Here is a 24,103-nt window from a genome sequence, read left to right on the forward strand (position 1 = left end):
ACCACTTCACGATTTTAAACCGACACACCCCCGCTGAACGTCGTCAGCCTTCACTTGTGGTCGTCAGGGCTGGCCGTTCATGCAATTCTTCGAATGGGTGTCGCCACCCTTAGCAGCGCCTCGAACTCCGGCGCTGGCAGCGGTTTGGCGAAAATGAAACCTTGCGCCTCATCGCAGCCCTCTGCCTTAAGAAAATTGAGTTGCGGTGCTGTTTCCACACCTTCTGCAATGACACCCAGTCCAATATTGTGCGCCATCACAATTAAAGAACGGGTGATCGCCGCTACTTTTGCATCTCTGGAAAGGTCACGGATGAAACTCTGGTCAATCTTGATGTGAGTCAAAGCCATCTGGGTGAGGAGCCGCAGCGAACCGTATCCGGTCCCAAAATCATCAAACGCAAGCTGAACACCCAGTTGCCTTAGCTTGTGGAGTAACTCCAGCGTTGCGTCATCAGAAGTGAGAGCGATATTCTCGGTAATCTCAAGTTCGAGGGCAGTGGGAGGCAATTCTGTATCGGCGAGTATCTGTTTGACAGTATCAAGGAATGCGGGGTCGTGAAACTGGCTGGGGAATAGGTTTACGGCGATTCGGATCGGCAGCAACCCCTGTTTGCGCCACGCGGCTGCCGCTTCACAAGCGGTTCGGAGTATCCATGTGCCCACATCAATCGCGATTGCGCTGCCCGCGAGAGCGTCGATAAACGCACCGGGGGCTACAACAATACCGTCGTCACGACGCCATCTAAGAAGCGCCTCGGCTCCAACAACAACGGAATCCGCAAGCCGTATCTGCGGTTGGTAATATAGCTGGAATTCGCCATTTGTGTGGGCGCGTCGCAATTTGAGGTCCAGATCACGCCGTGCCTCTGCTTCAGCACGCAACAAGTGGTGAAAAAAGATGTAGCTGCCAGAGCTGGTGGCCTTGGCCCTGTAAAGAGCCAGATCGACGTTAGCCATCAACTCCTCGACATTGGCCCCGTCAGCAGGGGCAATGGCAATCCCGGCGCTTGCACTGACATGCACTACCTTTCCGCCTATCTCAAACGATTGCTGGATTTCCACCAGCATTCTATCAACCTCGCCGGCCACCCGGCACGGATCGCCGCAGTTTGGAAAAACGGCGACGAATTCGTCTCCGCCCAGCCGGTAGATGGATGCACCATCACCGACGACGGCGGCCCATCGCTTGCCGACGATGTTGAGCAATTGGTCACCTGTCGAATGCCCCAGCGTATCGTTGACCTCTTTGAATCCGTCAAGATCGAACAGAACAATTGAAGTCGGCTGGAGCGAGGGCGCCGCGCCACATTTGAGAAGTTTCTCGAGTTCCAGGTAAAGCGACGCCCGATTTGGCAGGTCAGTCAGCGGATCATTGTAGGCAAGCTTCTTTAAATCATCGCTCAATTTCTTGCTGGTGCTAATGTCGCGAATGACCGCAAGAGTAAGTTGCTCGGGACTCGTTAAATGGCTGAGCATAATGTCGACCGGAAATTCGCTGCCATCCTTCCTGCGCCCGTGGAGCTCAATTCCTGCTCCCATGCTGCGCACGGTTGGCATGAGTTGAAAGGCCTTGCGGTGACCGACATGCCGACGCCGGATACGGTCCGGCAGGAGAACTTCCATTGGCTGACCCAGCAAATCGGATTCATCATAAGCGAACATGGTGGTAAGTCGGCTGTTGACCTGCCGAATGACGCCTTCATGGTCAACAGTCACAACGGCATCGGGTATCAGCTCAAATAATGCATCGTTTGCTGGCATCTTTGCCTCTTTTCTCGTGTTATCGGGCGTCAGGGGCATGCCAAGAAGCCTTTATCAATCTCGTATTCCAGTTTGCACATATGGGCTTCAACAGGCTTGATGAGACAAGCCTCGACGGAAAACCGGCGGCTTGAATTTAATCGAACGATAGAAGTCAAACCTTATCCCCTGGTGCCAAACGTGAGCTATACCTGATTGTTCCCGTTGCGGAATTATGGTGGGTGATATGATTTATTTTCTGTAAAACCGGCCGGGCCGGGCCGGGTGCTACGCAGGGCGTCTTGATGCGTGCCAGATCTGCGAGACCTTCCAGAACCACTTTGCAGCAATTCCGACCCATGAACATTGTTCGATACCGTTTTACCGGGCCTTTGCCCGGACGCGTGGTTCCCTGCCGATGGCTCCAAACCAAAGGTTTATAAGGACGCGCCGGGTTCTTCCGCTCATTATAATCAAAGGCCGTCGTCTCGGAATACTGCTTTATCAGCGGTTTGCTTTCCCGCACCGGGGACGCCGTTTTGCACTACGATAATTTGAAGTTGATGGCTTTTAGCTGGAGCAACAGCCCGCTTGTGAACTCGCAACATGCGACTTCATGACGCGCTACGTATCGGATGTGGGCAGGGCATTGCAGCTGCTGATCTCCAGTTTTTGCCACTATCGCCTGACGCCCACGGCAGCCTCCCTGCATCTCCGGAGGTATCTGCACATGCACCGGTAAACCAGTCTGACACGCCTGAACGGAACGATGATCAGACGCCGAAGCGACGGGTCGGTCTGATGCAGAAAACTGATTGAAAATCGGGGAAACGGTAGTACGATTCCCCCAGACGCTGATCGCCTCTGGGGGAAACTACGGAGGCGAAACTACGGCGCACAGCGTTCGCAGTTTTCTTCCAAAATGGCTCCCCGAGCCGGACTCGAACCAGCGACAAGGTGATTAACAGTCACCTGCTCTACCAACTGAGCTATCGGGGATCAGTGGTGAGCGTCTATACAAAAGGATTAAGGCGTTGCCAAGAGCGGATTGCCGGTTGGAACACTTTTTCTGTCGGGTTTTTCGCCACCACCCTTAATTCGCGCACGATTCAGACCTATCTGCCGCATCAGTTGAATTCACGCAAAATGGTGTCAAATGCCTTCGATCAAATTCGCCGGAAAATCATTCGATCTGCCGCGTTCGCAATTGGCCCGCATGTCGCTGGGTGTTGTATTTCTACTGTTTGGATTGGTCGGGTTTCTGCCGATTGTCGGTTTCTGGATGATTCCAGTCGGCTTGATCATACTGTCCTATGATGTGCCTTTTCTGCGACGCCAGACCAGACGTCTTTCGGTGTGGTGGGGGCGGCGCCGGCAGAAGAAAGACGGTCATTCAGGGAAAGACCCGGCGTAACTTCGCTTGCAAATTCGGCTGCGAACAGCTTATGTGACGATGTGTTGGTTCTGGTGCCTCTTGAATGTGAAGCACCGGATGAAAAGGGAACACGGATGCAGGTGACCCAAGCCGGGGTCTGCAAACCGGGACTGCCCCCGCAACTGTGAGCGGTGAGCCGCTGTTTCATATGCCACTGGATTAATCCGGGAAGGCGAAACAGATGGCAGCGAACCGCGAGTCAGGAGACCTGCCGACACAATCAGAAAAAACCCGCCGTCGGGTCGGACGGACAGGAGCAACATATGTCTTACAATATTTCAGCCAACAGGGCTTCAACTGCAGTCTCAGATGGCGCGCGGACCGGAACCTTTTCTGCCAGACAGCGCGCCGCTGCAATGGCCTTGATGCTTGGCATTCTGGTGGTTTTCACGACCGGATTTGCCTATCCCGAAATTCTTCATAATGCGGCCCATGACGCGCGGCACGCAAGCGGATTTCCCTGCCACTAAGGCACTCAAGGACACATCATGTTTTTTAAAATTTTGCTGAGTGCCGTTTTCGCGGCTCTGGCGGCGGGCATCATCGTATCTGCAGTTCAGCAGGTCACAACGACACCGCTGATTCTCATTGCCGAAACCTATGAGGACGGGTCTGCATCCGCCACTCATTCAGGAACAGAACTGCCAGCCTCGGGTCCGGCAGGTTCAGTTTCTGATACATCTGAACCTCAGACCGGTTCCATCTCACGCTCGGTCATGACCGCTGTGGCCAACATTGTTCTGGCTTTCGGCTTCAGTCTGGCATTGCTGTCGGTTCAAATCATGCTCAACCGCAACATCAGCGTGCGAACCGGGCTGTTTTGGGGGATTGCCGCCTTTGCTGCCTTTCATCTGGCACCGGCGCTCGGACTGCCCCCGGAACTGCCGGGAAGCGCTGCCGGCGAGCTGGTATCACGGCAGATCTGGTGGGCCGCCACCGCCATTCTGACCGCACTCGGCATCGCTCTGCTGGTCTATCGTCAGACTTTTTGGGTGATTGCGGCTGCAGCTCTGCTGTTTGCGCTGCCGCATCTGTATGGCGCACCCCAGCCGCAGCAATATGCCAGCACGGTTCCGGCCGAGGTCGCAGCGCACTTCGCCGCATCCTCGCTGGTGATAATGGCGGTGTTCTGGACCATGATCGGGTCTTTGAGCGGCTTTTTCTTTGCCCGTCAGATTGCGTGAAACCGATGCTCTCAGCGGATCACAAATCGGTCCTGATCCTGGGCGGTGCCCGGTCCGGGAAGAGTGCCTATGGCGAAGAAGTGGTGCTGTCCTGCGGGGGCGTGCCACACTATATCGCAACCGCCAGCGCACTTGACACCGAGATGCAGCGCCGCATCGAGCAACACCGCAGCCGCCGCGGGCCGCAATGGAAGCTCACCGAAGAGCCGCTTGAATTGTGTGACGCGTTGAGGCAGGCGGACCGCAACAGCAAAGCTGTGCTGGTCGACTGCCTCACTCTGTGGCTGTCCAATCTGATGCACAACGAACGCGATATCACCGGCGAGACCGACCGGCTGATTGAACTGCTGTCCGGTCTCCACGCAACCATCGTGTTTGTATCGAATGAGGTAGGACTTGGCATCGTGCCGGAAAACCGGCTTGCGCGGCAATTCCGCGATCACCAGGGGCAGATCAACCGTAGAATTGCCAGTTGTGTCGACCGGGTTGATTTTGTCGCTGCCGGTCTGCCACTCACGCTGAAATCATAAAGGACCAGATCATGCCTTCGCCAAACAGAATACCAGTCACCATCATCACCGGATTTCTCGGGGCCGGCAAAACCACCCTGATCCGGCATCTGCTGCAAAATGCCGGTGGCCGGAAAATTGCGCTGATCATCAACGAATTCGGCGATATGGGCTTTGATGCCGAGCTTTTGAAAGGCTGTAACTCGGATGCCTGCAGCGCGGATGATATTGTCGAGCTGACCAATGGCTGTATCTGCTGCACGGTGGCCGAGGATTTTCTGCCCACCATGGAAACTTTGCTGGCACGCACTGAGCAACCCGATCACATCATCATCGAAACCTCCGGTCTTGCGCTGCCGCAGCCGCTGGTTCGGGCGTTTTCCTGGCCTGGCGTCAAATCCCGGGTCACTGTCGACGGTGTGGTCACAGTGGTGGATACCGCCGCGCTCGCCGAGGGCCGAATGGTCCATGACGAGGATGCGCTGCAGCAGCAACGCACCGCCGATGAAGCGCTGGACCATGAAAGCCCGATTGAGGAATTGTTTGAGGACCAGCTGAAATGCGCAGATCTGGTGGTGCTGTCGAAGGCTGATCTGGTCAGCGCAGAAGGTCTTGCGAAGGCGCGACAGATTGTCGCCCACGATACCCGGGACAATGTGCGTTTTCTGGAGGCGTCAAACGGTGTCGTTTCCGTGTCCGCCATTCTCGGCCTGACCGCTGAGGCAGAAGACGATATGGCAACGCGCAAGAGCCACCATGATGATCATGACCACGACCATGATCACGACGATTTTGAAACCTTTATCGTCGCTGACAGTTTGCACGCCAGCGTTGAGGATGCCAGAGCAGCGGTGCTTGCCGCCATGGCCGGTCACGGTGTTCTGAGGATCAAGGGAGCCGTGTCGATCGCAAATAAAGCTGCCCCACTGGCAGTACAGGCAGTTGGACCGCGTGTCGAAACCTGGTTTGCACCCGCCAGCGGCGGCAGTCCGAAACTGGTGGTGATCGGAGAAAAAGGGCTGGACCGCAGCGCCATCATGGCCATTCTGGCGTCAGCACCTGCCATAAAACAGGCGAGTTAAGCAGTGCATATTCTCCAGGCTCAGGCGCGACGTATTGAAGATGGCGAAGAGGCCGTCGACCTTGCGCAGTCGCCTGGGGACATTGTTATTCTGACAGCCGCCGATACGGAAATATCCGGATTTGCTTATGCCGCCGGATCGTTGGAAAAGGGCTTTCCAAGTCTGCGAATTGCCAGCCTGATGGCCCTGTCGCATCCCTATTCGGTGGATCTGTATGCGGACAACACGCTTGCACAGGCAAAGCTGATCGTCGTGCGGGTGCTGGGCGGGCGTAATTACTGGTCCTACGGATTGGAAAGGCTGGCTGAACTGGCTCGTGCCAGATCTGTCAGGATCATTGTTGTTCCGGGAGACGCCAGCTGGGACAGTGACCTTGAAGCCGAGACCACGCTGGACATTGCAACAGCCCGCACTTTCTGGCGCTATTGCGTTGAGGGCGGCGTTGAAAACCTCAAAAACGCGCTTCGGTATCTGGCGCAGCAGATTGGATACGAAAGTCCGGCAGCACCGCCCAAACAGCTTCCCAAGGCCGGGCTGTACTGGCCCGGTGAAGCAGAGCCAGCGCTTGACGCCATTCAGAACAGCTTTGTCCACAATGGCACAGCAGCCATTGTGTTTTACCGGTCCAGCGTTCAGGCCAATGCTACGGCACCGATTGACGCGCTGATAGAAGCGCTGAACAGGGCGGGCCTCAACGCTCTGCCGATCTATGTCTCCAGCCTGAAAGACCCTGAATCGGTTGCCGTTCTGAGCAGCATTCTAGCCCAGGCAAGCCCGTCGATCACCCTCAATGGCACGGCTTTCGCCGTATCCAAAGCCGGCGGTCAACATGTTGCAACGCCTCTGGATCAGGCCGGCAGGATGGTGCTGCAATTTGTCATGTCCGGCACTTCCGAAGCGGGCTGGCGGGAAAGCGACCGGGGCCTTACCGCCAAAGACCTGACCATGCATGTGGTGCTGCCCGAGATCGATGGCCGTGTACTGACCCAGGTCATTTCATTCAAGGAAGAGGATGCGTTTGATACAAGGACTGAATGCCGGCCGACACGTTTTGTCCCGATCAATGACCGCATCAACCGGCTTGCCACACAGGCTGCGGCATGGTCCCGATTGCGCGATGCTGCAGCTTCAGACAAGAAGCTGGCTCTCATCCTGTCGAACTATCCCAATAAGGATGGTCGCATGGCCAATGGCGTCGGACTTGATACGCCGGCAAGCACGATCGCGCTGATGAGAGCCCTTCAGGCCGAAAACTACACGGCAGACCATGCGCCGGAAGACGGCAAATCCCTGATGGATCTGTTGATGAGCGGTCCGACAAATGCATTTGACGAAGTTCGCCTAAGGCAGGCAAAGCAAGGACTCACACTTGAGCAATATCTCCATCACTATAAAGAATTGCCAAAATCTCTTCAAAAAGCAGTTGAAGAACGATGGGGCGCGCCTCAAGATGATCCCGCCTGCATAGACGGCATCTTCCGACTTGCCGTCCACACTTTCGGCAACATTGCCGTCGGAATACAGCCGGCACGGGGTTACAATATTGATCCCAAAGAGACCTATCATGATCCGGCCCTTGTGCCGCCGCATAATTATCTGGCGTTTTATGCCTGGCTGCGCGGCGAATTTGGTGCCGATGCGCTGATCCATATGGGCAAGCACGGCAACACCGAGTGGCTGCCGGGCAAAGCCTTGGCCCTGTCCTCGGAATGCTGGCCCGACGCGATCATGCAGGGCCTGCCTGTAGTCTATCCGTTCATCGTCAATGATCCGGGAGAAGGAGCCCAGGCCAAACGCCGCATCAGTTCGGTGATTGTCGATCACCTGATGCCGGCCATGACCCGTGCAGAAACCTACGGCCCGTTATCGGAAATCGAAGCGCTGATCGATGAATATTTTCTGGCAACCGGTGTCGACCCCAAACGCGTCAGATTGCTGGAAGAACAGATTTTGGAAGCGATTGAACGCCACGCGCTCGGAGCCGAACTTGGTTTACCCCCCGGCGTCGAAAAACATGAGGTTCTGCAACGCCTTGACGGCTACATCTGCGAATTGAAGGAAATGCAGATACGCGACGGCCTGCACAGTTTGGGCCAGTCACCGACCGGCAGGCAAAGAACCGATACGCTGGTGGCACTGGCCCGCGTGCCCGGCTCGTCGCACATGTCTTTGCACCGGGCACTGGCAGCAGATTTGGGCCTTGACCGGTTCGATCCGCTGGATTGTGAGTTATCAGCGCCCTGGACCGGGCCTGCGCCGGACGCGTTGGCTGGGGCTTCAGACCGGCCATGGCGCACCAATGCCGATACTTTGGAACGGATTGAAAGCCTTGCGGCGCAGTTGGTGAATGGCGATCTGGCCGTTCAAAAGCAGTGGGACAAGACTGCAACCGTTCTGACTTACGTAAATGGAGCTATGGCAAAAGCCCTTGATGACAGCGGCATATCTGAAATCCAAGCCTGCATGACCGCGCTCAACGGTTCGTTCGTGCCGCCGGGGCCGTCGGGCGCGCCAACGCGCGGGCGGCTGGATTGCCTGCCGACAGGACGTAACTTTTATTCCGTGGATGTGCGGTCCGTGCCGACCAAAGCCGCCTGGCAGCTTGGCCGGCAATCGGCTGAGCTTGTGACCGAGCGTTATTTCCAGGAGCAAGGTGAATGGCCGGCAGCCCTTGCGCTGACAGCCTGGGGCACTTCCAATATGCGCACCGGCGGAGACGATATTGCACAGGCCATGGCGTTGATCGGTGTTGAACCTGTCTGGGAAGCGCTTTCGGGCCGGGTGACCGGCTTCAGGATCATCCCCTTGTCGGAGCTGAAACGGCCGCGTGTCGATGTCACGCTGCGCATCTCCGGTTTCTTCCGCGATGCGTTCCCGCTGCAGATCGATCTGTTTGACAGTGCGGTGCGTGGTGTTGCTGAACTGGACGAACCGGAAGATGCCAATCCGATTGCCACCCGCGTGCGGGCGGAAACACGCAAGCTGGTGTCGGCCGGCCTGTCTGAGGAAGATGCCGCAAAGCGCGCCGGTTTCCGTATCTTCGGCTCAATGCCGGGGACCTACGGCGCCGGGCTGCAGGCCCTGATTGATGAAAATCTGTGGGAAGACCGCTCGGATTTCGCTGAAAGCTTCCTCATATGGGGCGGTTTTGCCTATGGCGCAGGGTCGGAAGGCGATGGCGCCCGCGATATGCTGGAAACCCGTCTGGGCCAGACCCAGCTGGTGCTGCAGAACCAGGACAACAGGGAACATGACATTCTCGACAGTGATGATTATTATCAGTTCCAGGGTGGTTTGACGGCGGCTGTAGCAACACTGTCAGGCGTGGAACCCGCCGTCTATCATGGCGATCATTCGCGTCCCGAAACACCGGTGATACGCTCATTGCAGGAAGAGCTGGCCCGGGTAGTTCGCGGCCGCGCAGCCAATCCCAAATGGATCGCCGGAATGATGCGCCACGGCTATAAGGGCGCATTCGAGATGGCCGCCACGCTCGATTATCTGTTTGCCTATGCCGCCACCACAAAGGCGGTTCAGAGCCACCAGTTTGATCTGCTTTATGACGCTTATTTTGATGATGAGGATGTGCGCCAGTTCATTGAACTGCACAATCCCGCTGCGCTGAAGGAAATGGCTGACCGCTTTCTTCAGGCCATTGACCGGGAATTGTGGCAGCCACGGCGCAACAGTATTTTTGCCGAGTTGAAATACCTCAAAGGGGAGAAAGTCGCATGAGCATCAAGGATAACATGACGGAAGAACAACTCAATGCGCGCCATGCCGAAAAAATGAAGAAAAAGAAGGCGGCGCGTGACAAGATCATCGCCACCAAAACAATCGAAAAGGGCCTTGTGATTGTCCATACCGGGAAAGGCAAGGGCAAATCCACCGCTGCTTTCGGGCTTGTTTTCCGCTCGCTCGGCCATGGCCACAAGATCGGCATTGTCCAATTCGTCAAGGGCAAATGGGAAACCGGAGAGCGCACCGTGCTGGAACGGTTTCCCGAACTGGTCTCGCACTTCACCATGGGTGAAGGCTTTACCTGGGAAACCCAGGACCGTCAGCGCGACATAAAGGCGGCCCACGAAGCCTGGGAGAAAGCCAAACAGCTGATCATGGATGATGAGCACAAACTGGTGCTGCTCGACGAGTTGAACATAGTGCTGCGTTACGATTATATCGACGTGGAAGAAGTGGTCGCGTTTCTGAAACAGAAACCCCATGACAAGCATGTTGTCATTACCGGCCGCAACGCCAAGGAATCGCTCATCGAAATCGCAGATCTGGTCACGGAAATGACCATGATCAAGCATCCATTCCGTTCCGGCGTTAAAGCGCAAGTCGGGATCGAGTTCTAAAACATGTCGCGCAAACCGGCGCTGATGCTGCAGGGAACCGGCTCCAATGTCGGCAAGTCGATTCTGGTTGCGGGTCTGGCGCGGGCCCTGGTTCAGCGCGGCATAAAAGTAGCACCATTCAAGCCGCAGAACATGTCGAACAATGCCGGTGTCGCTGATGGCGGCGAAATTGGCCGGGCGCAAATGCTGCAGGCCCGCGCGGCGCGCCTGGCGCCGAGTATTCATATGAACCCGGTGCTGCTGAAACCGGAAAGCGAAATCGGTGCCCAGATCATCGTTCAGGGGCGCTTGGCCGGTACCATGCGGGCGCATGAATATGGATCTCATAAAATGACATTGATGCCGAATGTGCTGGAAAGTTTTCAGGCATTGGAAGCGGATTATGATCTCATTCTGGTGGAAGGCGCGGGAAGCCCGGCGGAAATCAATCTGCGGGCAGGGGACATCGCCAATATGGGTTTTGCCGAAGCCGCCGATGTTCCGGTGGTTCTGATCGGCGATATCGACCGGGGCGGAGTGATTGCCAGTGTGGTCGGCACCCACACTGTGCTGCCTGTCAGCGAACGCCAGCGCATCAAGGGCTTTCTGATCAACAAATTCCGCGGCGACGTGTCCCTGTTCGATGACGGCCTGTCGGAAATTGCGAAGCGAACCGGATGGCGGCCTCTGGGCGTTGTGCCGTATTTTTCGCAGGCGCGGCGCTTGCCGGCAGAAGATGTGCTGGACCTGCAAACCGGGGTCAACTCATCGGGCAGTTTCACCATTGCAGTGCCGAAATTACCGCGAATTGCCAATTTTGATGATCTCGATCCGCTGGCGTCTGAACCGGATGTGTCGGTGCATCTGGTCGAATCCGGCGAGCCGCTGCCGCAAAATGCCGATCTGATTTTGCTGCCCGGTTCGAAATCCACCATTTCGGATCTGGAATTCCTCAAAGCCGAGGGCTGGGATATTGATATTGCCGCGCATCTGCGACAGGGCAGGCCGGTGATCGGTCTGTGCGGTGGCTATCAGATGCTCGGCAGGCGCATTTCTGATCCTCATGGCGTTGAAGGCCCTGCGCGGTCGATTGAGGGGCTCGGCCATCTCGATATTGAAACGACCCTGAGCCGAACCAAGACAACCAGTCCGGCCCGTGGCGTGCATTGCGCTAGCGGTTTGGCGGTAACGGGCTACGAGATACATCTTGGTGAAACCACCGGTTCGGATTGCGAGCGCCCCTTTGCGCATATTTCCGGGCGCACGGATGGAGCACATAGCCCGAACGGCCTGGTCTGCGGCACCTATATGCATGGAACTTTCAGCGCTGACGCCTTCCGCCGCAGGTATCTGCAGGGATTTGGCCTCGCGGCCTCGGATTATCGCTATGATCAGGCGATTGATCAGTGTCTGGATGAGTTGGCGCAACATCTGGAAACCCATCTCGATATCGGCGCGTTGCTGGATATCGCCTATGCAAGAGCAGCGTAAAGCCCGAGATAGACAAGCCAGTGCAGGATCAGCACCGCAACCATCTGCCGCAATGCCCGGCGGATATCGACTTCATCGGCAGTATCGCGGCCACCGCCATTGAAGAAGGGCGCCTCAATTTTCACGCTGTCATATTGTCTTGGTCCGGCCAGCGAAATGCCGAGTGCATGGGCGGTTGCAGCCTCGGGCCATCCCGCATTGGGGGAACGATGCCAGCGGGCCTCGCGCAAAGTGCCGATTAACGTCTTTATCACTGAACCGCCCACTATCGGCGCGCACAGAGCCAGCAGGATGGCGGTTATGCGCGCGGGTATGAGGTTGAGCAGATCGTCAAGCCGTGCCGCCGCCCAGCCAAAGGCGCGATAGGTTTCGTTGCGGTGCCCGATCATTGAATCCGCTGTGTTGACAGCCTTGTAGACCAGAAGTCCGGGAAAACCGGCAATTGCGAACCAGAAGGCGGGCGCAATTACGCCATCCGACAGGTTTTCTGCCGTCGATTCAATGGCGGCGCGGGCTATGCCGGTTTGATCAAGTTGCTCCGGATTGCGGCCGACAATCCTGGAAACCGCCTTACGCGCCTGCTGAAGATCGGCACCACCAAGGGCATTGGCAACAGCAGCAACATGGCCATAAAGGCTTTTTTGCGCCAGCAGAACAGACGCTGCCAGAATCATGCCGGCTGATCCGGCAAGAGATTGCCCTGACACCCAGCGCATTCCCAAACCGGCTGCAGCGGCAACACTGATCAGAATCAGGATCAGAACACTGCCTGTCAGATAGTTTCCCGCACCGATGCGCCTGAAATTGAGCAGCTTGTCGAGACCGCTGATCAGCGCACCGATCCAGGCTACCGGATGCGGAATACGGCGCCACAGCCAATCCGGGTCGCCTAGAATGGCGTCCAGCAGCAGGACGACAAGCAGGCTTGCCAGCGTTCCGGACAGAAACAGCGTATAGTCAAGAAGCATCGCGCTGGAAATCCTCAAACTCTCCAAGACTTTGGGCAAGACGGCTGAAATCGCTCATGCTGGCTGGCGCGCCAAAGCGCAACCATGTCGGTTGAGAGGAAAACATCCGCGTCCAGATCTGTCGTTCGGCCAGATGCCGATGCAGCCGGACAGCGTCAGTTTGGCGGTACAGCAGAAACAGATCAGTCCTTCCGAGAATCCTGTCCGGGCCTTTCAGAAACGTCTCCAGCCGGTCCATACTGTGTTTCAGGTGGATGCGGCTTGCCGCCTGCCATGCCCGATCTTCCAGCGCAACTTTGCCGATCCGCAGGGCAGGACCGCTGATGCTCCAGTCGCCAAACCGGTTTGACACAGCTTCCACCAGATCGCGCCGGCCAATCACAAATCCAAGTCGCAAACCAGCAAGGCCGAAAAATTTCCCGAATGATTTCAATACAATGATCGGCAGGTCAGGGCGAAGATGCGGCACGATGCTGCACGCCGGGGTGCAATCCATAAAGGCCTCATCGACGATCAACACGCAATCCGGCGAGAGTTCTCCAGCCAATTTGAGCAATGTTTCAGCGGGTCTGAGTTCGCCCGTCGGATTGTTGGGATTGACGATAATCAGATGTTGGCTGGCCACTGCAGTGGCACCAGCGCTGTGCCCATACACGTCATGACCGCGGGCGCTCCAGGCCGCGCGATGACTGGAATAGGTCGGTTCGGCAATAGCGACCGGACCCGGCAGAAAATCCGGCAGCTGGTTGATCGCCGCCTCGGTTCCGGGCACAGCGCCTATCGCTGTGTCTGCGGGTACATTGTAATAGGCCCTTGCTGTTTCCAGCAACCCTTCTCTGTTCCGTGCAGATGGGAGGCTCTGCCAGTCGGCAGAATTGAGTTCTGGCAAGGGATAGGCCAGCGAGTTGATGCCGGTCGAAAGATCCAGCCATGCATCAGCATTACGAGATTTGTCCAAAGGAGGTTCGCCACCATGTTTCATATCAGATGGCCATTCCGTCGTGCAGAGCAAAAGCAGTCTTACACAAACTGGAGGCCTCGCCCGGAATCGAACCGGGGTTCACGGATTTGCAATCCGCTGCGTAACCACTCCGCCACGAGGCCTTCATTTGGATGCTGTGGCTTTAGCAAACCGGATTCATTCGGACAACAGCAAAACGCGTTCTGGTGACAGTTTCCGCAAGAGAACCTGTCTTAGCGTTAATGCCAGCAAGGTGGGACACGTGCAGTTGCCCTTTCATAAAATATGTAATCAAACGTCGCAGCGCTGTAATCCAGTCTTGCGTGCTCTGCCCCGCACCGGTATGGACTATGCAACCTGGGGGACATTCAAATGGCCCAAGATGAGAGAATCTGAGCGATGACGGATTTTGCAGATTTGCGAAAGAATATGGTGGAACACCAGCTTCGCACAAATGACGTGACATCTTCCGCCGTTCTTGACCGGTTCGGGCAATTGGCACGGGAAATATTCGTGCCGGCAGATCGCCGGGCATTTGCGTATACCGATAGTGACGTCCCGGTCTGGAACAATGGGTCGGGAGAGCAGCGCTATCTGATGGAGGCCTATCCGTTTGCCCGTCTGGTTCAGGCCGCACAGCTCAAGCCCAGTGATCTGGTGCTCGATATCGGGTGTGGCACCGGATACTCGACCGCGATTCTGGCAGGATTTTGCGAATCCGTCGTGGCCATCGAAAGCGCCGCCGATCTGGTGGATATCGCAACCGGCAATCTGATGGATCTGAAAATCGACAATGCGGTGGTCCTGCAAAGTGAATTGCACAACGGATATGCCAAAGAAGGCCCCTATGATGTGATAATCATCAACGGAGCAGTTGATGAAGTGCCGCCGGTACTGTTTGATCAGTTGCGGTCAGACGGACGGCTTTTGAGCTTTGTCGGTCATGGCCATTCCGGTAATCTGTCGGTTTTCAGGAAAACCGGCGCGGGTGCCACTTGCGTTCCGATCATCAATGCCAGCGTACCGCCAATGCCGGGCTTTGAGCGGGTCGAAAGTTTTGTATTTTAGATCAGATCAATGCGGAATTGTGCATCTGATCGATTTGACGGTTGCAGGGCGCCTGAACGGCGCTGAAATCGCATTCAATGGCCTGCATTGTGGCCGGAGCAGTTAGTGACTGTATACAGACAGGCGCGGAAACGATGTCCGCGTCGCGACGTTTAGCGGTCTTGAAAGGATTCGGTGTGGGAAGAAAAAATCAGGGCATTTTGTCAGGGATAACCACAGCAGCGCTCGCAGCCGTCATGACCATGGCAGTTCCGGCTATTTCCAATGCCGAAACGCTGCTTCAGGCGCTGTCATCCGCCTATAGCAACAATCCGGAATTGAATGTCGCCAGAGCAGCTACTCGAGCGGTGGATGAGGGTGTTCCGCAGGCTCTTTCCGGGTACCGCCCGAATGTCAACGCAAGCGGCAGTCTCCAGCAAACCTGGACCGACACCGACGTCCGCAACGGTCCGGACACGTCAACCGACATAGGAAGCGGCACGCTCGGTCTGAATGTCACGCAAAACCTGTTTCGCGGCTTTCGCACGGCAAATGGCACCAAACAGGCGGAAGCGGCAGTACTGGCCAGTCGAGCCAGCCTGCTGAACACCGAACAGAATATCCTGTTTTCAGCTGCAGAAGCTTTCATGAATGTGCTGCGCGACCAGGCATTGGTTGAGCTCAGATCCCAGAACATGACCTTTTTGGGCGAACAGGGCCGCGCTACAAGGGACCGGTTTGAAGTCGGCGAAACGACGCGAACAGATGTCGCACAATCCGATGCGCGGATCAGTCTTGCTGCATCTCAATTGAATTTGGCCCAGGCGACACTGAATTCCAGCCGGGCGATTTATCAGCAAATCATCGGCAATCAACCGGGTAATCTGAAGCAGAATTTTACTGCTGACAGACTGCTACCCAACACGCTTGACGCTGCACTGGCTGTTGCGCTCAGCGATCACCCAGCGATTCTGGCGGCGACCTATAATGCCGATTCCTCGTCCTTCAACACCAAAGTGATCGAAGGCGAGTTGCTGCCGACCGTCACGTTGGAAGGCGATGTCACAAGAACCTACAATTTTGATGGCGCCACGAGACAACGCGACAGCGCCTCGATTACCGGCCGTATCAATATCCCGATTTATCAGGGAGGCCGCGTGTCCTCTCGGGTGCGTCAAGCAAAGGAGATTGAAGGACAGCGTTTGCTGGAGTTGGATTTGACCCGACAGCAGGTCCGGGCTTCAGTCATTTCAGCCTGGGGTCAACTGACAGCCAGCCGCGCCGTTATTGTGGCCGCCGAGGCTCAGCGAAACGCCAGCCAGATTGCGTTGAGCGGCGTGATCGAGGAGCAGCGGGTTGGCCAACGCACAACTCTTGACGTGCTGAACGCACAACAGGAGCTTCAGGACGCGCGCGTAAATCTGGTATCTGCCAGACGCGATCAGGTTGTCGCCGCTTTTGCACTGGTTTCGGCTGTGGGCAAACTCAATGCACAGAGGCTGGGCCTCAGCGGCCAGATTTACCAGCCTGAAGAGCATTATGAACAAGTGCGCGATAAGTGGTTCGGCTTGCGCACACCGGACGGCCGCTGAACGTATATCTACAGCGCGTCAGTTTCCTGGATCAGCCAGGAAATCTGATGTTGACAGGCGACATTCACACAGGCTCTGCAGTCTTCAGGTTGCGGGGTTCTCATTCTGACCCTGTGTCAGATATACTGATGGCCAGCGAATCGGCGCACCCTTGACATTTGGCGAAGCCAGTCAGTTGTTGGTTGGCCTAATACTTGGGAAAAGCACATGTCCAACTCCGCCGCCGCGCAAGAACCTTCGATGGAAGAAATTTTGGCTTCCATCCGCCGGATTATAACCGACGAGGAAGACAATGCAGCGCCAGTGCCCGGTTTCAAATCGAGCGAAACCGATGGTGTGGAAGCGGTCGTTTCCGATTCCACTGAACAGGAAGGGGATACCGTGAGCGGCAACCGGTCCATGTCGACGGATGATCTCGAAGCTTTGTTTGATTCCGATAATGAAGCAGATGAGACATCTGTGCCTGAACCTGAGCCAAGGTCTGGTCCAAAACCCGCCTTCGCAACCGATGATCCGAGTGAGCCCGTAGCTGAAGCCACCTCTGAAGATAACTACGATGACGTCGTACAACTCACAACGGCCGAAATCGATGACGCCGAACCCGACGATGAACCTGATGAAATACCGATCGTTGATGGAATGGACGTCATGTTTGACGTGGGTGGTGAGACAGCATCTCCGCACACAGCGCTGCCGGTAGATCCCGAGCCAAAGGCCGGGGGCATGTTCGAAAACCTCGTCAGCCAGCAGGCTGAACGTTCAGTCTCAGAGGCATTTTCCAGTCTTTCCGGGCTCGTTGTTTCCGGCCAGGCAAAGACTATGGAAGATCTCGTGAAGGAAATGCTGCGGCCTATGCTGCAATCTTGGCTTGATCAGAACCTGCCGCCACTTGTCGAAAAAATGGTTGCAGCGGAAATCCGCAGGCTGACTGGAAAGAATTGAATTTTACGCTCTGCTGCGGGTCCGGTCTGAATTTGTGCCCGCAGAGGCGCTGATCTCACGCAGTGCGCGAATATTCTTCGATGTGTTCCGAATTGGCGATTTCCGCAATCATTCTTCGAATTATTTTTGCTGATAGTGGAGTGCCGAACAAGAACCCCTGAGCCTGATCACAGCCAATCAACTTCAGGAACGTGAGCTGCTCCTCGGTTTCAACGCCTTCGCACAACATTGTTGCGCCAACCACATCAGATAGAGTCTTGGTAAACTGCACGATAGATTGGCTCGTGGGGTCGGTCGTCAGATTACGGATGAACGATTTGTCGACCTTCACCTGATCAAACGGAAACTGGGTCATATAACCGAGCGAAGCGTAGCCTGTGCCGAAATCGTCCAGGGCAAGTGTAACGCCAAGAGACCGCAGATCATGCATGGTTTGCAGCACGGCATCGCTGCACGTCAGAATGGTCGATTCCGTTATCTCCAGTTGAAGATGGTTTGGCTTCAGTCCGGATGTCTCCAACGCGGACGTAACACTGGCGATAATGTCTCCGCGCAGGAATTGCACCGGGGACACGTTGACGGCAACGGGAATCGCCTCCGTCCAGTTTGCTGCCTCGCAACACGCTGCCTGCAGAATCCAGTCCCCTAATGGTTCAATCATTCCACTGGCTTCAGCAATTGCTATAAATTCGTCGGGCGACACCGCGCCAAGAACCGGATGAGACCAGCGCGTCAGGGCTTCCATGCCCACCAGATGTCGTCCATTCACGTCGACCTGCGGCTGATATAGGATCTGAAAATCCCGGTTTTCCAATGCCGGTCTGAGTTCTCGTTCGATCTGCCGGGCCCGAGCATGTTTTGCTGACGAAACCGGATCATAAGGCCGGACAGACTGCCCGGCGACATCGGTGCCCTCATCCAGTGTCATCTCAGCGCAATTCAGCAAGGCATCTGCGGCTTGTGTCGGACTTTCAGAACGGGCGTAACTTATCCTGACGTCAATTTGGATGGAGCCGCTTTCGAGAAAATAGGTTTGTGCCAACAAATTCGCGACCTGCAGGCTTGTGACATGCAACTGAAGCTGCGGATCGGTCTCTTGCAACAGCACCGCAAATGTATCACCGCCCAATCTTGAAATACACTCGACGCCAATCTCGGACTCCGCCAGACGGGTCACAACCGCGCACAACAACTGATCGCCCACATCGCGCCCGAGGGTTGTGTTGACAGTCTTGAACCGATTGAGATTGATGGCCATTATCTGACAGGATTGCGCCGGGGTCAGCCGCGCCAGTTTCTGATTCAAGATGTCCAGAAATGCGTGCCGTCTGAAAGCGCCGGTAAGCTCATCGCGCTTTGAAAGAAAGTCCAGCCGTTCCGCCTGTCGGCGTTTTGTTGTGATATCCCGCGCAGTGACACAGGCGATGGAGCGTCCATCTGCAAGGAATTGAGTGCGTGTCTCAGTATTGGTCAGCCGGGAGGGCGTCACCGTAAACTCTATTATTTTATCGTCTGTTGCCGATGTCAGAATCAGTTCTCCGCCTGTGTCACTGGCTCTGACGCCCTGGTTCAGGTCCGCCAGACTTTGGCGCACGCATTCCAGAATAGGCTCTGGCATGACAATGCAGTTTTCAGGGTTTTCGCGCTGCACTGCAGATTGCCCGAATATAATTCGGGCTTTCGGGCTTGCTTCAAGGACAGCCCCGGCTTCATCTACAATCAGAATTGCCTCGGAACTGTCATCGAAGACCTGTCTCAAAAGGTTATTGGCATTTCGCGTCCGAGCATCGGCCAAAACTATCAGCCAATTTCGCAAACCAAATTCACGAACAGCAAGAACGAGGAGCAGAGCAAGGTTCATTGCATGCAGAGCTGCCGTCGGCAGTGAGATTGAGCTGGTATAAAACAGGATAAAGCCAATACCTTCGGCCAAAATTGAGATGGCAAGTACCGCACCTATTCGCGTTAGCAGATGCGTTGATTTCCAAAGTAACAGGACCAAAAACTGGAGGAGGGCACAGAACAGCAAAGGCCAGATCGCCAATATCCGAACAATCTCAAAATTCTGCTTCAAGGTTTCCGCTGCAACAATCTGCAACATTGCACCTGGAAGCGACCCGTAGACCGGCACAGCAAATGTGTCGCGCAATTCTACGGCATGCGCTCCGATCACCACAGTTTTCTGCTCCAAACCGGACTCGGGCAGTTTGTTGCTGAGCAGGTCGATGAATGAATAGAGTGGAACGGTATCGGGATCGATAGCGAAATTTATGGCGAAATCCAAGCCAGACAGCCCCGATTTCCCGGACAGAAGCGCCGGCATTGACGATTCTGGCTCTCCGGCAATCATATTACCAAACGGAAATCTGCGGACAATCCCGTCATGGTCCGGAAAAACATTCACCGTTGCCAGCCAGGCACTGTCCAGAAATATTGGCAGTGGCACGCTATCAGCAATATCTTCTGTACCGGACTTTACTGAAGATGTCTGGGAGAAAGCAGCCAGACTGACTGTGCCATTTGCCTGGCGGATAGACTTTGCAAGAATTGCATCCTGCTCCGGGCTCGACGGTGTGCTGAAATCAACATCAATGAAAATCTCAAGCGCGTTGCTTTCAACCAGTCGATCAATCGCCTCCGCCATCACACTGCGAGGCCATGGCCAGACGCCGATTTCATCAAGCGTTTGCTTGTCAATGGCAACGAAGACAATATCGCCGCTGGCAGGACGTTTAGACAGCGCCATGCGGCTTTCTTCGGTCCAGTTTTCCGCTTCGTGCCAAATGTTGACCTGTTGGGAGACAAACGCCAGCAGCAACAACAGGATGGGAATAAAACCGAGCTTGAGCCAATCCGGACCGGCAAGACCGGTCCGCCAGAGGCTGCAAATGGTTTTCATAACATCAATCGGTCACGCAGGTTATTTTTTGCCGTTGCCCCCACCGTTGCTCTTGCCATTGCCGCCACTGTTGCTCTTGCCGTTGCCACCACCGTTGCCGTTTCCGCCGCCGTTACCACTACCGGAATGATTGCCGTTGTTGGATTTGGCCTCCTTATCATTGCCGAAGGCATAACCAATTCCGTTATTTCCTTTTTCATTGACCGGTTTTCCAGTGAGGACATCGAAAATCTGAGCCTTGCGCCCACGACCGGTCACCTGCATTGGGAAATTCGATCCCTGTTCGACCTCCACGCTCTGTCCGTTGGTGACATCAACGCGCTCTCCACGAGCCGTGTCCACAACTTCGACAACGCCCCTTTGTACCTTTACTTTAGCGACACCCGAGCCAACATAGACATCAAACTTCGTGCCTTTGACGATGGCCGCAAGATAGGGCGTCTTGACAATGGTGTGCTTGTATTTCCGGGTTTCAACGTCGAGCAAAATTCGCCCCATAGTCTGTTGAATTTCGGTCTTGCTGATCGAATTGTTACTATGCGTAATTTTTGCTGTGGTATTGGCACGATAAAGGATGGTTTCCTTGTCGCGGCGCAATTGTACGCGCCCCCGAATGCCCGTTTTGATCCAGGCTTTCCGCGGGATTACGAAATTAGCTGTAAGCGGCTTCCAATTGGTGCCGTCAGTGGAATAACTGGCCGGCTGATTGACCCGCCCGACACGCCATTCTTCGGCAAACGCCGTGACTGCAGAAAACGTTACTATAAGTGCGGCCAGCACAAGCCTTTGAAGATGATGGGACACGTGGCACCCTTTTTGTTGCTTCGATCACGAATTGTTCGCCTGAAGGGTCAACTGCTTGCGATTAATAAACATTGAAACGCTGGGCAAATAGTCGCGGAAGTCCGCTAAAAACTCTGAATAAGGTTTACGGGGTTTAAATCTGCGAACTCTGTTTTGATTTTCAGATGCGGCGGCAGGTGGAATTCGACAGCCCGTCCTGTAAACAGATACAATATTTTCCGTGCACTCATTCCCCTGGCAAATGGTTGACACTCAACCAAGCAGGGCATAACCCACGACGCAAATTGCATATTGGAAATTGAGACGTTCATGCTTGAGAAAACCTATCTGCCCAGCGGTGTAGAGCCCCGCATCTATGCCAATTGGGAAAAGGCAAATGCATTCGCTGCCGGAGCGGGTGCCAGGGAAGGAAAAGACAGTTTCTGTATTGTCATTCCGCCGCCCAATGTCACCGGATCTCTGCATATGGGGCACGCACTCAACAACACACTGCAGGATATTCTGGTGCGCTGGAACAGGATGCTCGGTCAGAATGTTCTTTGGCAACCGGGTATGGACCATGCCGGTATCGCCACGCAGATGGTTGTCGAACGCCAGTTGATGGAACATCAGCAGCCTGGGCGGCGCGAGATGGGCCGGGAGAAATTTGTCAAGCGCATTTGGGACTGGAAGGCGGAATCCGGCGGAACCATTCTGGGACAACTCAAGCGTCTTGGCGCATCCTGCGACTGGTCGCGGGAGCGCTTTACCATGGATGAAGGGCTTTCAAAGGCAGTGCTGGAAGTGTTCGTCCGGCTTTACGAAGAGGGTCTGATTTACAAGGACAAGCGGCTCGTCAACTGGGATCCAAAGCTTCTGACCGCGATCTCCGATCTGGAAGTTGAACAGCGCGAGATCGACGGCCATTTGTGGCATTTCAAATATCCGATCGTGGGCGAAGAGGGGGCTCACATCACGGTCGCGACAACCCGTCCGGAAACCATGCTGGGAGACACGGCAATTGCCGTGCATCCGCAGGACGAGCGCTACAGCCACCTGATCGGCCGCCTGGTACAGTTGCCGCTGGTCGGACGCCATATTCCGATTGTCGCTGACGACTACGCCGATCCTGAAGCGGGTTCGGGGGCCGTCAAGATCACGCCAGCGCACGACTTCAATGATTTTGAAGTCGGCAAGCGCAATAACCTGCCGGCGATAAACATTCTCGCTGTCGATGCCTCCATTGCGTTGCGCGACAATGAAGATTTTGCCATCGGTGTTCCAGAACACGCCAACGCCACGATGCATACAGCAATTGAAGCCTATCACGGTCTGGACCGCTTCGCAGCCCGCAAAAAGATCGTCTCCGATATGGATGCGCTGGGCCTGCTGGAAAAAATCGACGGGCACACCCACGTTGTGCCGCACGGAGATCGCGGCGGCGTCCCGATTGAGCCGTATCTGACCGACCAATGGTATGTCGATGCAAAGACGCTGGCGGCCCCGGCGATTGCATCTGTTCGCGAAGGCCGGATGGAATTTGTGCCGAAAAACTGGGACAAGACCTATTTTGACTGGATGGAAAATATTCAGCCATGGTGCATTTCGCGTCAGCTTTGGTGGGGCCACCAGATCCCGGCGTGGTATGGCCCGGACGGCAAGGTTTTTGTCGCCAAATCCGAGGCGGAGGCTGCCGAGCAGGCGCGAAGCCATTATGGCCGCGACGAGGAATTGAGCCGCGATGAAGATGTGCTCGACACCTGGTTCTCGTCAGCATTATGGCCGTTTTCCACCTTGGGCTGGCCGGACCAGACCCCGGAGTTGAAAACCTACTATCAGACCGATGTGCTGATCACCGGGTTTGACATCATTTTCTTCTGGGTCGCCAGAATGATGATGATGGGACTTCATTTCATGGATGAGGAGCCGTTCCACACGGTCTATATCCATGCCCTGGTGCGTGATGAGCATGGCGCCAAGATGTCAAAATCAAAGGGCAATGTGGTCGACCCGCTTGATCTGATTGATCAGTATGGTGCTGATGCGTTGCGTTTCACGCTTTGCGCCATGGCGGCTGCCGGCCGGGATATCCGTCTGGCTACCAGCCGGGTCGAGGGTTATCGCAATTTTGCAACCAAACTCTGGAATGTGGCACGATTTGCCGAAATGAACGATTGTTCAGTGCCGGAAGGGTTTGCTCCAGACAGCGTCAGAAACCCTCTGAATCGCTGGATCATTACCGAATGCGGGCAAACGATCACGGCGATTGATGCGGCATTGAAAACTTATCGCTTTAACGATGCGGCCAACGTCGTCTACCAGTTTGTCTGGCACAAATTCGCCGACTGGTTCATCGAATTGTCAAAACCGGCCTTGATGGCTGACGACAGTGCCGACAAGGCAGAAGCTCGAGCCGTTGTCGCCTGGACCCGCGATGAAATTCTGAAAATGCTGCATCCCTTCATGCCCTTTATCACCGAGGAATTGTGGGCCGTCACCGGAGAAGCTGACCGCGACACAATGCTGATCACCACGCAGTGGCCCACGCCCGCGCTGGAAGATCAGCGTGCTGCCGACGACATCAACTGGCTGATTGAGACGATTTCCTCGATTCGCTCCGTTCGCACCGAGATGAATGTCCCTGCTGCAGCAAAAGTGGATATCGTGATTGTCGAGGCAAATGCTGAAACCCGGCGCAGGAGCGAGGAAAATCTGTCTGCCCTGATGCGCATGGCAAGGCTCAATTCCGTAGAGTTTGAAAGCACCATCCCGGACGGCAGCGCGCAGATCATTGTTGGTGAAGCCATTGTCTGCATGCCTTTGAAGGGCGTCATTGACATTGCTGCAGAAAAGCAGCGTCTGGAAAAAGACATCGGCAAGGTCGAACAGGATATTGCCAAAATCAATGGCAAGCTTGGCAATCAAAAATTTGTCTCACGCGCACCCGATGACGTTGTGTCTCAGGAACGGTCCAGACTTCAGGAAGCCAACGAAAAGCGCGACATGCTGACCAGCGCGATAAAGCGCCTGGAAGCGACCGGATAGATATTATCCCTAAAATTCGCATCTTTGCCCGGCGGCACTGTTCGGTCCTGTTGTGCCCGGATGGATTGCTGGGCTGTGTCACTCGA

At 55.4% G+C, this 24,103-nt stretch carries 17 protein-coding genes, 2 tRNA genes and 1 riboswitch; of the genes, 12 read left to right on the plus strand and 7 right to left on the minus strand.

The annotated features are described in order from the left end of the window. Positions 1-77 precede the first annotated feature (77 nt). Positions 78-1,763, minus strand: coding sequence for a bifunctional diguanylate cyclase/phosphodiesterase (locus RAL88_RS01110; RefSeq protein WP_306266657.1), 1,686 nt, complete (start codon positions 1,761-1,763; stop codon positions 78-80). A gap of 902 nt (positions 1,764-2,665) precedes the next feature. Continuing rightward, a tRNA-Asn gene (locus tag RAL88_RS01115) sits at positions 2,666-2,741 on the minus strand. A gap of 157 nt (positions 2,742-2,898) precedes the next feature. On the opposite strand from RAL88_RS01115, the gene RAL88_RS01120 reads away from it, so the two are divergent. The 8 genes from RAL88_RS01120 (at position 2,899) to RAL88_RS01155 (ending at position 11,780) form a co-directional block, all read left to right on the plus strand. Continuing rightward, positions 2,899-3,156 (plus strand): hypothetical protein, encoded by a 258-nt coding sequence (locus RAL88_RS01120; protein ID WP_306266658.1) that lies wholly within the window; start codon positions 2,899-2,901, stop codon positions 3,154-3,156. A 28-nt stretch (positions 3,157-3,184) separates the two neighbouring features. Next, positions 3,185-3,408, plus strand: a riboswitch (cobalamin riboswitch). 32 nt (positions 3,409-3,440) lie between these two features. Then, complete coding sequence (locus tag RAL88_RS01125) at positions 3,441-3,647, plus strand: CbtB domain-containing protein (protein WP_306266659.1); 207 nt, start codon at positions 3,441-3,443, stop codon at positions 3,645-3,647. 18 nt (positions 3,648-3,665) lie between these two features. After that, a complete protein-coding gene (locus tag RAL88_RS01130; RefSeq protein ID WP_306266661.1) occupies positions 3,666-4,361 on the plus strand; it encodes a CbtA family protein in 696 nt (231 codons plus the stop codon). 5 nt (positions 4,362-4,366) lie between these two features. Beyond that, positions 4,367-4,891, plus strand: coding sequence for a bifunctional adenosylcobinamide kinase/adenosylcobinamide-phosphate guanylyltransferase (gene cobU, locus RAL88_RS01135; RefSeq protein ID WP_306266663.1), 525 nt, complete (start codon positions 4,367-4,369; stop codon positions 4,889-4,891). Between the two features lie 11 nt (positions 4,892-4,902). After that, entirely contained in the window at positions 4,903-5,952 is a 1,050-nt protein-coding gene (gene cobW / locus RAL88_RS01140; RefSeq protein WP_306266665.1) for a cobalamin biosynthesis protein CobW, read from the plus strand. A gap of 3 nt (positions 5,953-5,955) precedes the next feature. Next, the gene (gene cobN, locus RAL88_RS01145; RefSeq protein ID WP_306266666.1) at positions 5,956-9,687 is read left to right on the plus strand and encodes a cobaltochelatase subunit CobN; all 3,732 of its coding nucleotides are present in this window, start codon (positions 5,956-5,958) and stop codon (positions 9,685-9,687) included. Then, positions 9,684-10,310, plus strand: a complete 627-nt coding sequence (cobO, locus tag RAL88_RS01150) for a cob(I)yrinic acid a,c-diamide adenosyltransferase (protein WP_306266668.1) — start codon at positions 9,684-9,686, stop codon at positions 10,308-10,310. Before cobN ends, cobO begins: the two co-directional genes overlap by 4 nt. 3 nt (positions 10,311-10,313) lie before the next feature. After that, the gene (locus tag RAL88_RS01155; RefSeq protein ID WP_306266669.1) at positions 10,314-11,780 is read left to right on the plus strand and encodes a cobyric acid synthase; all 1,467 of its coding nucleotides are present in this window, start codon (positions 10,314-10,316) and stop codon (positions 11,778-11,780) included. Here the strand turns inward: RAL88_RS01155 and cbiB are convergent. The 3 genes from cbiB to RAL88_RS01170 all read right to left on the minus strand — a co-directional run bounded on the left by cbiB (position 11,762) and on the right by RAL88_RS01170 (position 13,852). Then, on the minus strand, positions 11,762-12,748 hold the full coding sequence (gene cbiB / locus RAL88_RS01160) for an adenosylcobinamide-phosphate synthase CbiB (RefSeq protein WP_306266671.1): 987 nt from the start codon (positions 12,746-12,748) through the stop codon (positions 11,762-11,764). The genes RAL88_RS01155 and cbiB overlap by 19 nt on opposite strands. Further along, complete coding sequence (locus RAL88_RS01165; protein ID WP_306266672.1) at positions 12,738-13,706, minus strand: threonine-phosphate decarboxylase; 969 nt, start codon at positions 13,704-13,706, stop codon at positions 12,738-12,740. Before RAL88_RS01165 ends, cbiB begins: the two co-directional genes overlap by 11 nt. A 72-nt stretch (positions 13,707-13,778) precedes the next feature. Beyond that, a tRNA-Cys gene (locus RAL88_RS01170) sits at positions 13,779-13,852 on the minus strand. 256 nt (positions 13,853-14,108) lie between these two features. Between RAL88_RS01170 and RAL88_RS01175 the strand changes: the two genes are divergently transcribed. The 3 genes from RAL88_RS01175 (at position 14,109) to RAL88_RS01185 (ending at position 17,290) form a co-directional block, all read left to right on the plus strand. Further along, the gene (locus tag RAL88_RS01175) at positions 14,109-14,777 is read left to right on the plus strand and encodes a protein-L-isoaspartate O-methyltransferase (protein WP_306266673.1); all 669 of its coding nucleotides are present in this window, start codon (positions 14,109-14,111) and stop codon (positions 14,775-14,777) included. A 176-nt stretch (positions 14,778-14,953) separates the two neighbouring features. Next, complete coding sequence (locus tag RAL88_RS01180; RefSeq protein WP_306266675.1) at positions 14,954-16,348, plus strand: TolC family outer membrane protein; 1,395 nt, start codon at positions 14,954-14,956, stop codon at positions 16,346-16,348. 207 nt (positions 16,349-16,555) lie between these two features. Continuing rightward, positions 16,556-17,290, plus strand: coding sequence for a PopZ family protein (locus RAL88_RS01185; protein WP_306266676.1), 735 nt, complete (start codon positions 16,556-16,558; stop codon positions 17,288-17,290). A gap of 55 nt (positions 17,291-17,345) precedes the next feature. Here RAL88_RS01185 and RAL88_RS01190 read toward each other — a convergent pair whose 3' ends face one another. Then, complete coding sequence (locus RAL88_RS01190) at positions 17,346-20,189, minus strand: EAL domain-containing protein (protein WP_306266677.1); 2,844 nt, start codon at positions 20,187-20,189, stop codon at positions 17,346-17,348. A 21-nt stretch (positions 20,190-20,210) separates the two neighbouring features. Further along, positions 20,211-20,993 (minus strand): FecR family protein, encoded by a 783-nt coding sequence (locus RAL88_RS01195; RefSeq protein ID WP_306266678.1) that lies wholly within the window; start codon positions 20,991-20,993, stop codon positions 20,211-20,213. Between the two features lie 309 nt (positions 20,994-21,302). Between RAL88_RS01195 and RAL88_RS01200 the strand changes: the two genes are divergently transcribed. Beyond that, positions 21,303-24,017: a valine--tRNA ligase gene (locus RAL88_RS01200; RefSeq protein WP_306266680.1), complete on the plus strand. Its 2,715-nt coding sequence runs from the start codon at positions 21,303-21,305 to the stop codon at positions 24,015-24,017. Positions 24,018-24,103 lie beyond the last annotated feature (86 nt).

The sequence above is a fragment of the Pararhizobium sp. IMCC3301 genome (assembly GCF_030758315.1).
Classification (GTDB): Bacteria; Pseudomonadota; Alphaproteobacteria; order Rhizobiales.

Coding starts and splice junctions, on each gene's coding strand:
- RAL88_RS01110 (WP_306266657.1), bottom strand. CDS start 1,763: ATGCCAGCAAACGATGCATTATTTGAGCTGATACCCGATGCCGTTGTG.
- RAL88_RS01120 (WP_306266658.1), top strand. CDS start 2,899: ATGCCTTCGATCAAATTCGCCGGAAAATCATTCGATCTGCCGCGTTCG.
- RAL88_RS01125 (WP_306266659.1), top strand. CDS start 3,441: ATGTCTTACAATATTTCAGCCAACAGGGCTTCAACTGCAGTCTCAGAT.
- RAL88_RS01130 (WP_306266661.1), top strand. CDS start 3,666: ATGTTTTTTAAAATTTTGCTGAGTGCCGTTTTCGCGGCTCTGGCGGCG.
- cobU (WP_306266663.1), top strand. CDS start 4,367: ATGCTCTCAGCGGATCACAAATCGGTCCTGATCCTGGGCGGTGCCCGG.
- cobW (WP_306266665.1), top strand. CDS start 4,903: ATGCCTTCGCCAAACAGAATACCAGTCACCATCATCACCGGATTTCTC.
- cobO (WP_306266668.1), top strand. CDS start 9,684: ATGAGCATCAAGGATAACATGACGGAAGAACAACTCAATGCGCGCCAT.
- RAL88_RS01155 (WP_306266669.1), top strand. CDS start 10,314: ATGTCGCGCAAACCGGCGCTGATGCTGCAGGGAACCGGCTCCAATGTC.
- cbiB (WP_306266671.1), bottom strand. CDS start 12,748: ATGCTTCTTGACTATACGCTGTTTCTGTCCGGAACGCTGGCAAGCCTG.
- RAL88_RS01175 (WP_306266673.1), top strand. CDS start 14,109: ATGACGGATTTTGCAGATTTGCGAAAGAATATGGTGGAACACCAGCTT.
- RAL88_RS01185 (WP_306266676.1), top strand. CDS start 16,556: ATGTCCAACTCCGCCGCCGCGCAAGAACCTTCGATGGAAGAAATTTTG.
- RAL88_RS01190 (WP_306266677.1), bottom strand. CDS start 20,189: ATGAAAACCATTTGCAGCCTCTGGCGGACCGGTCTTGCCGGTCCGGAT.
- RAL88_RS01200 (WP_306266680.1), top strand. CDS start 21,303: ATGCTTGAGAAAACCTATCTGCCCAGCGGTGTAGAGCCCCGCATCTAT.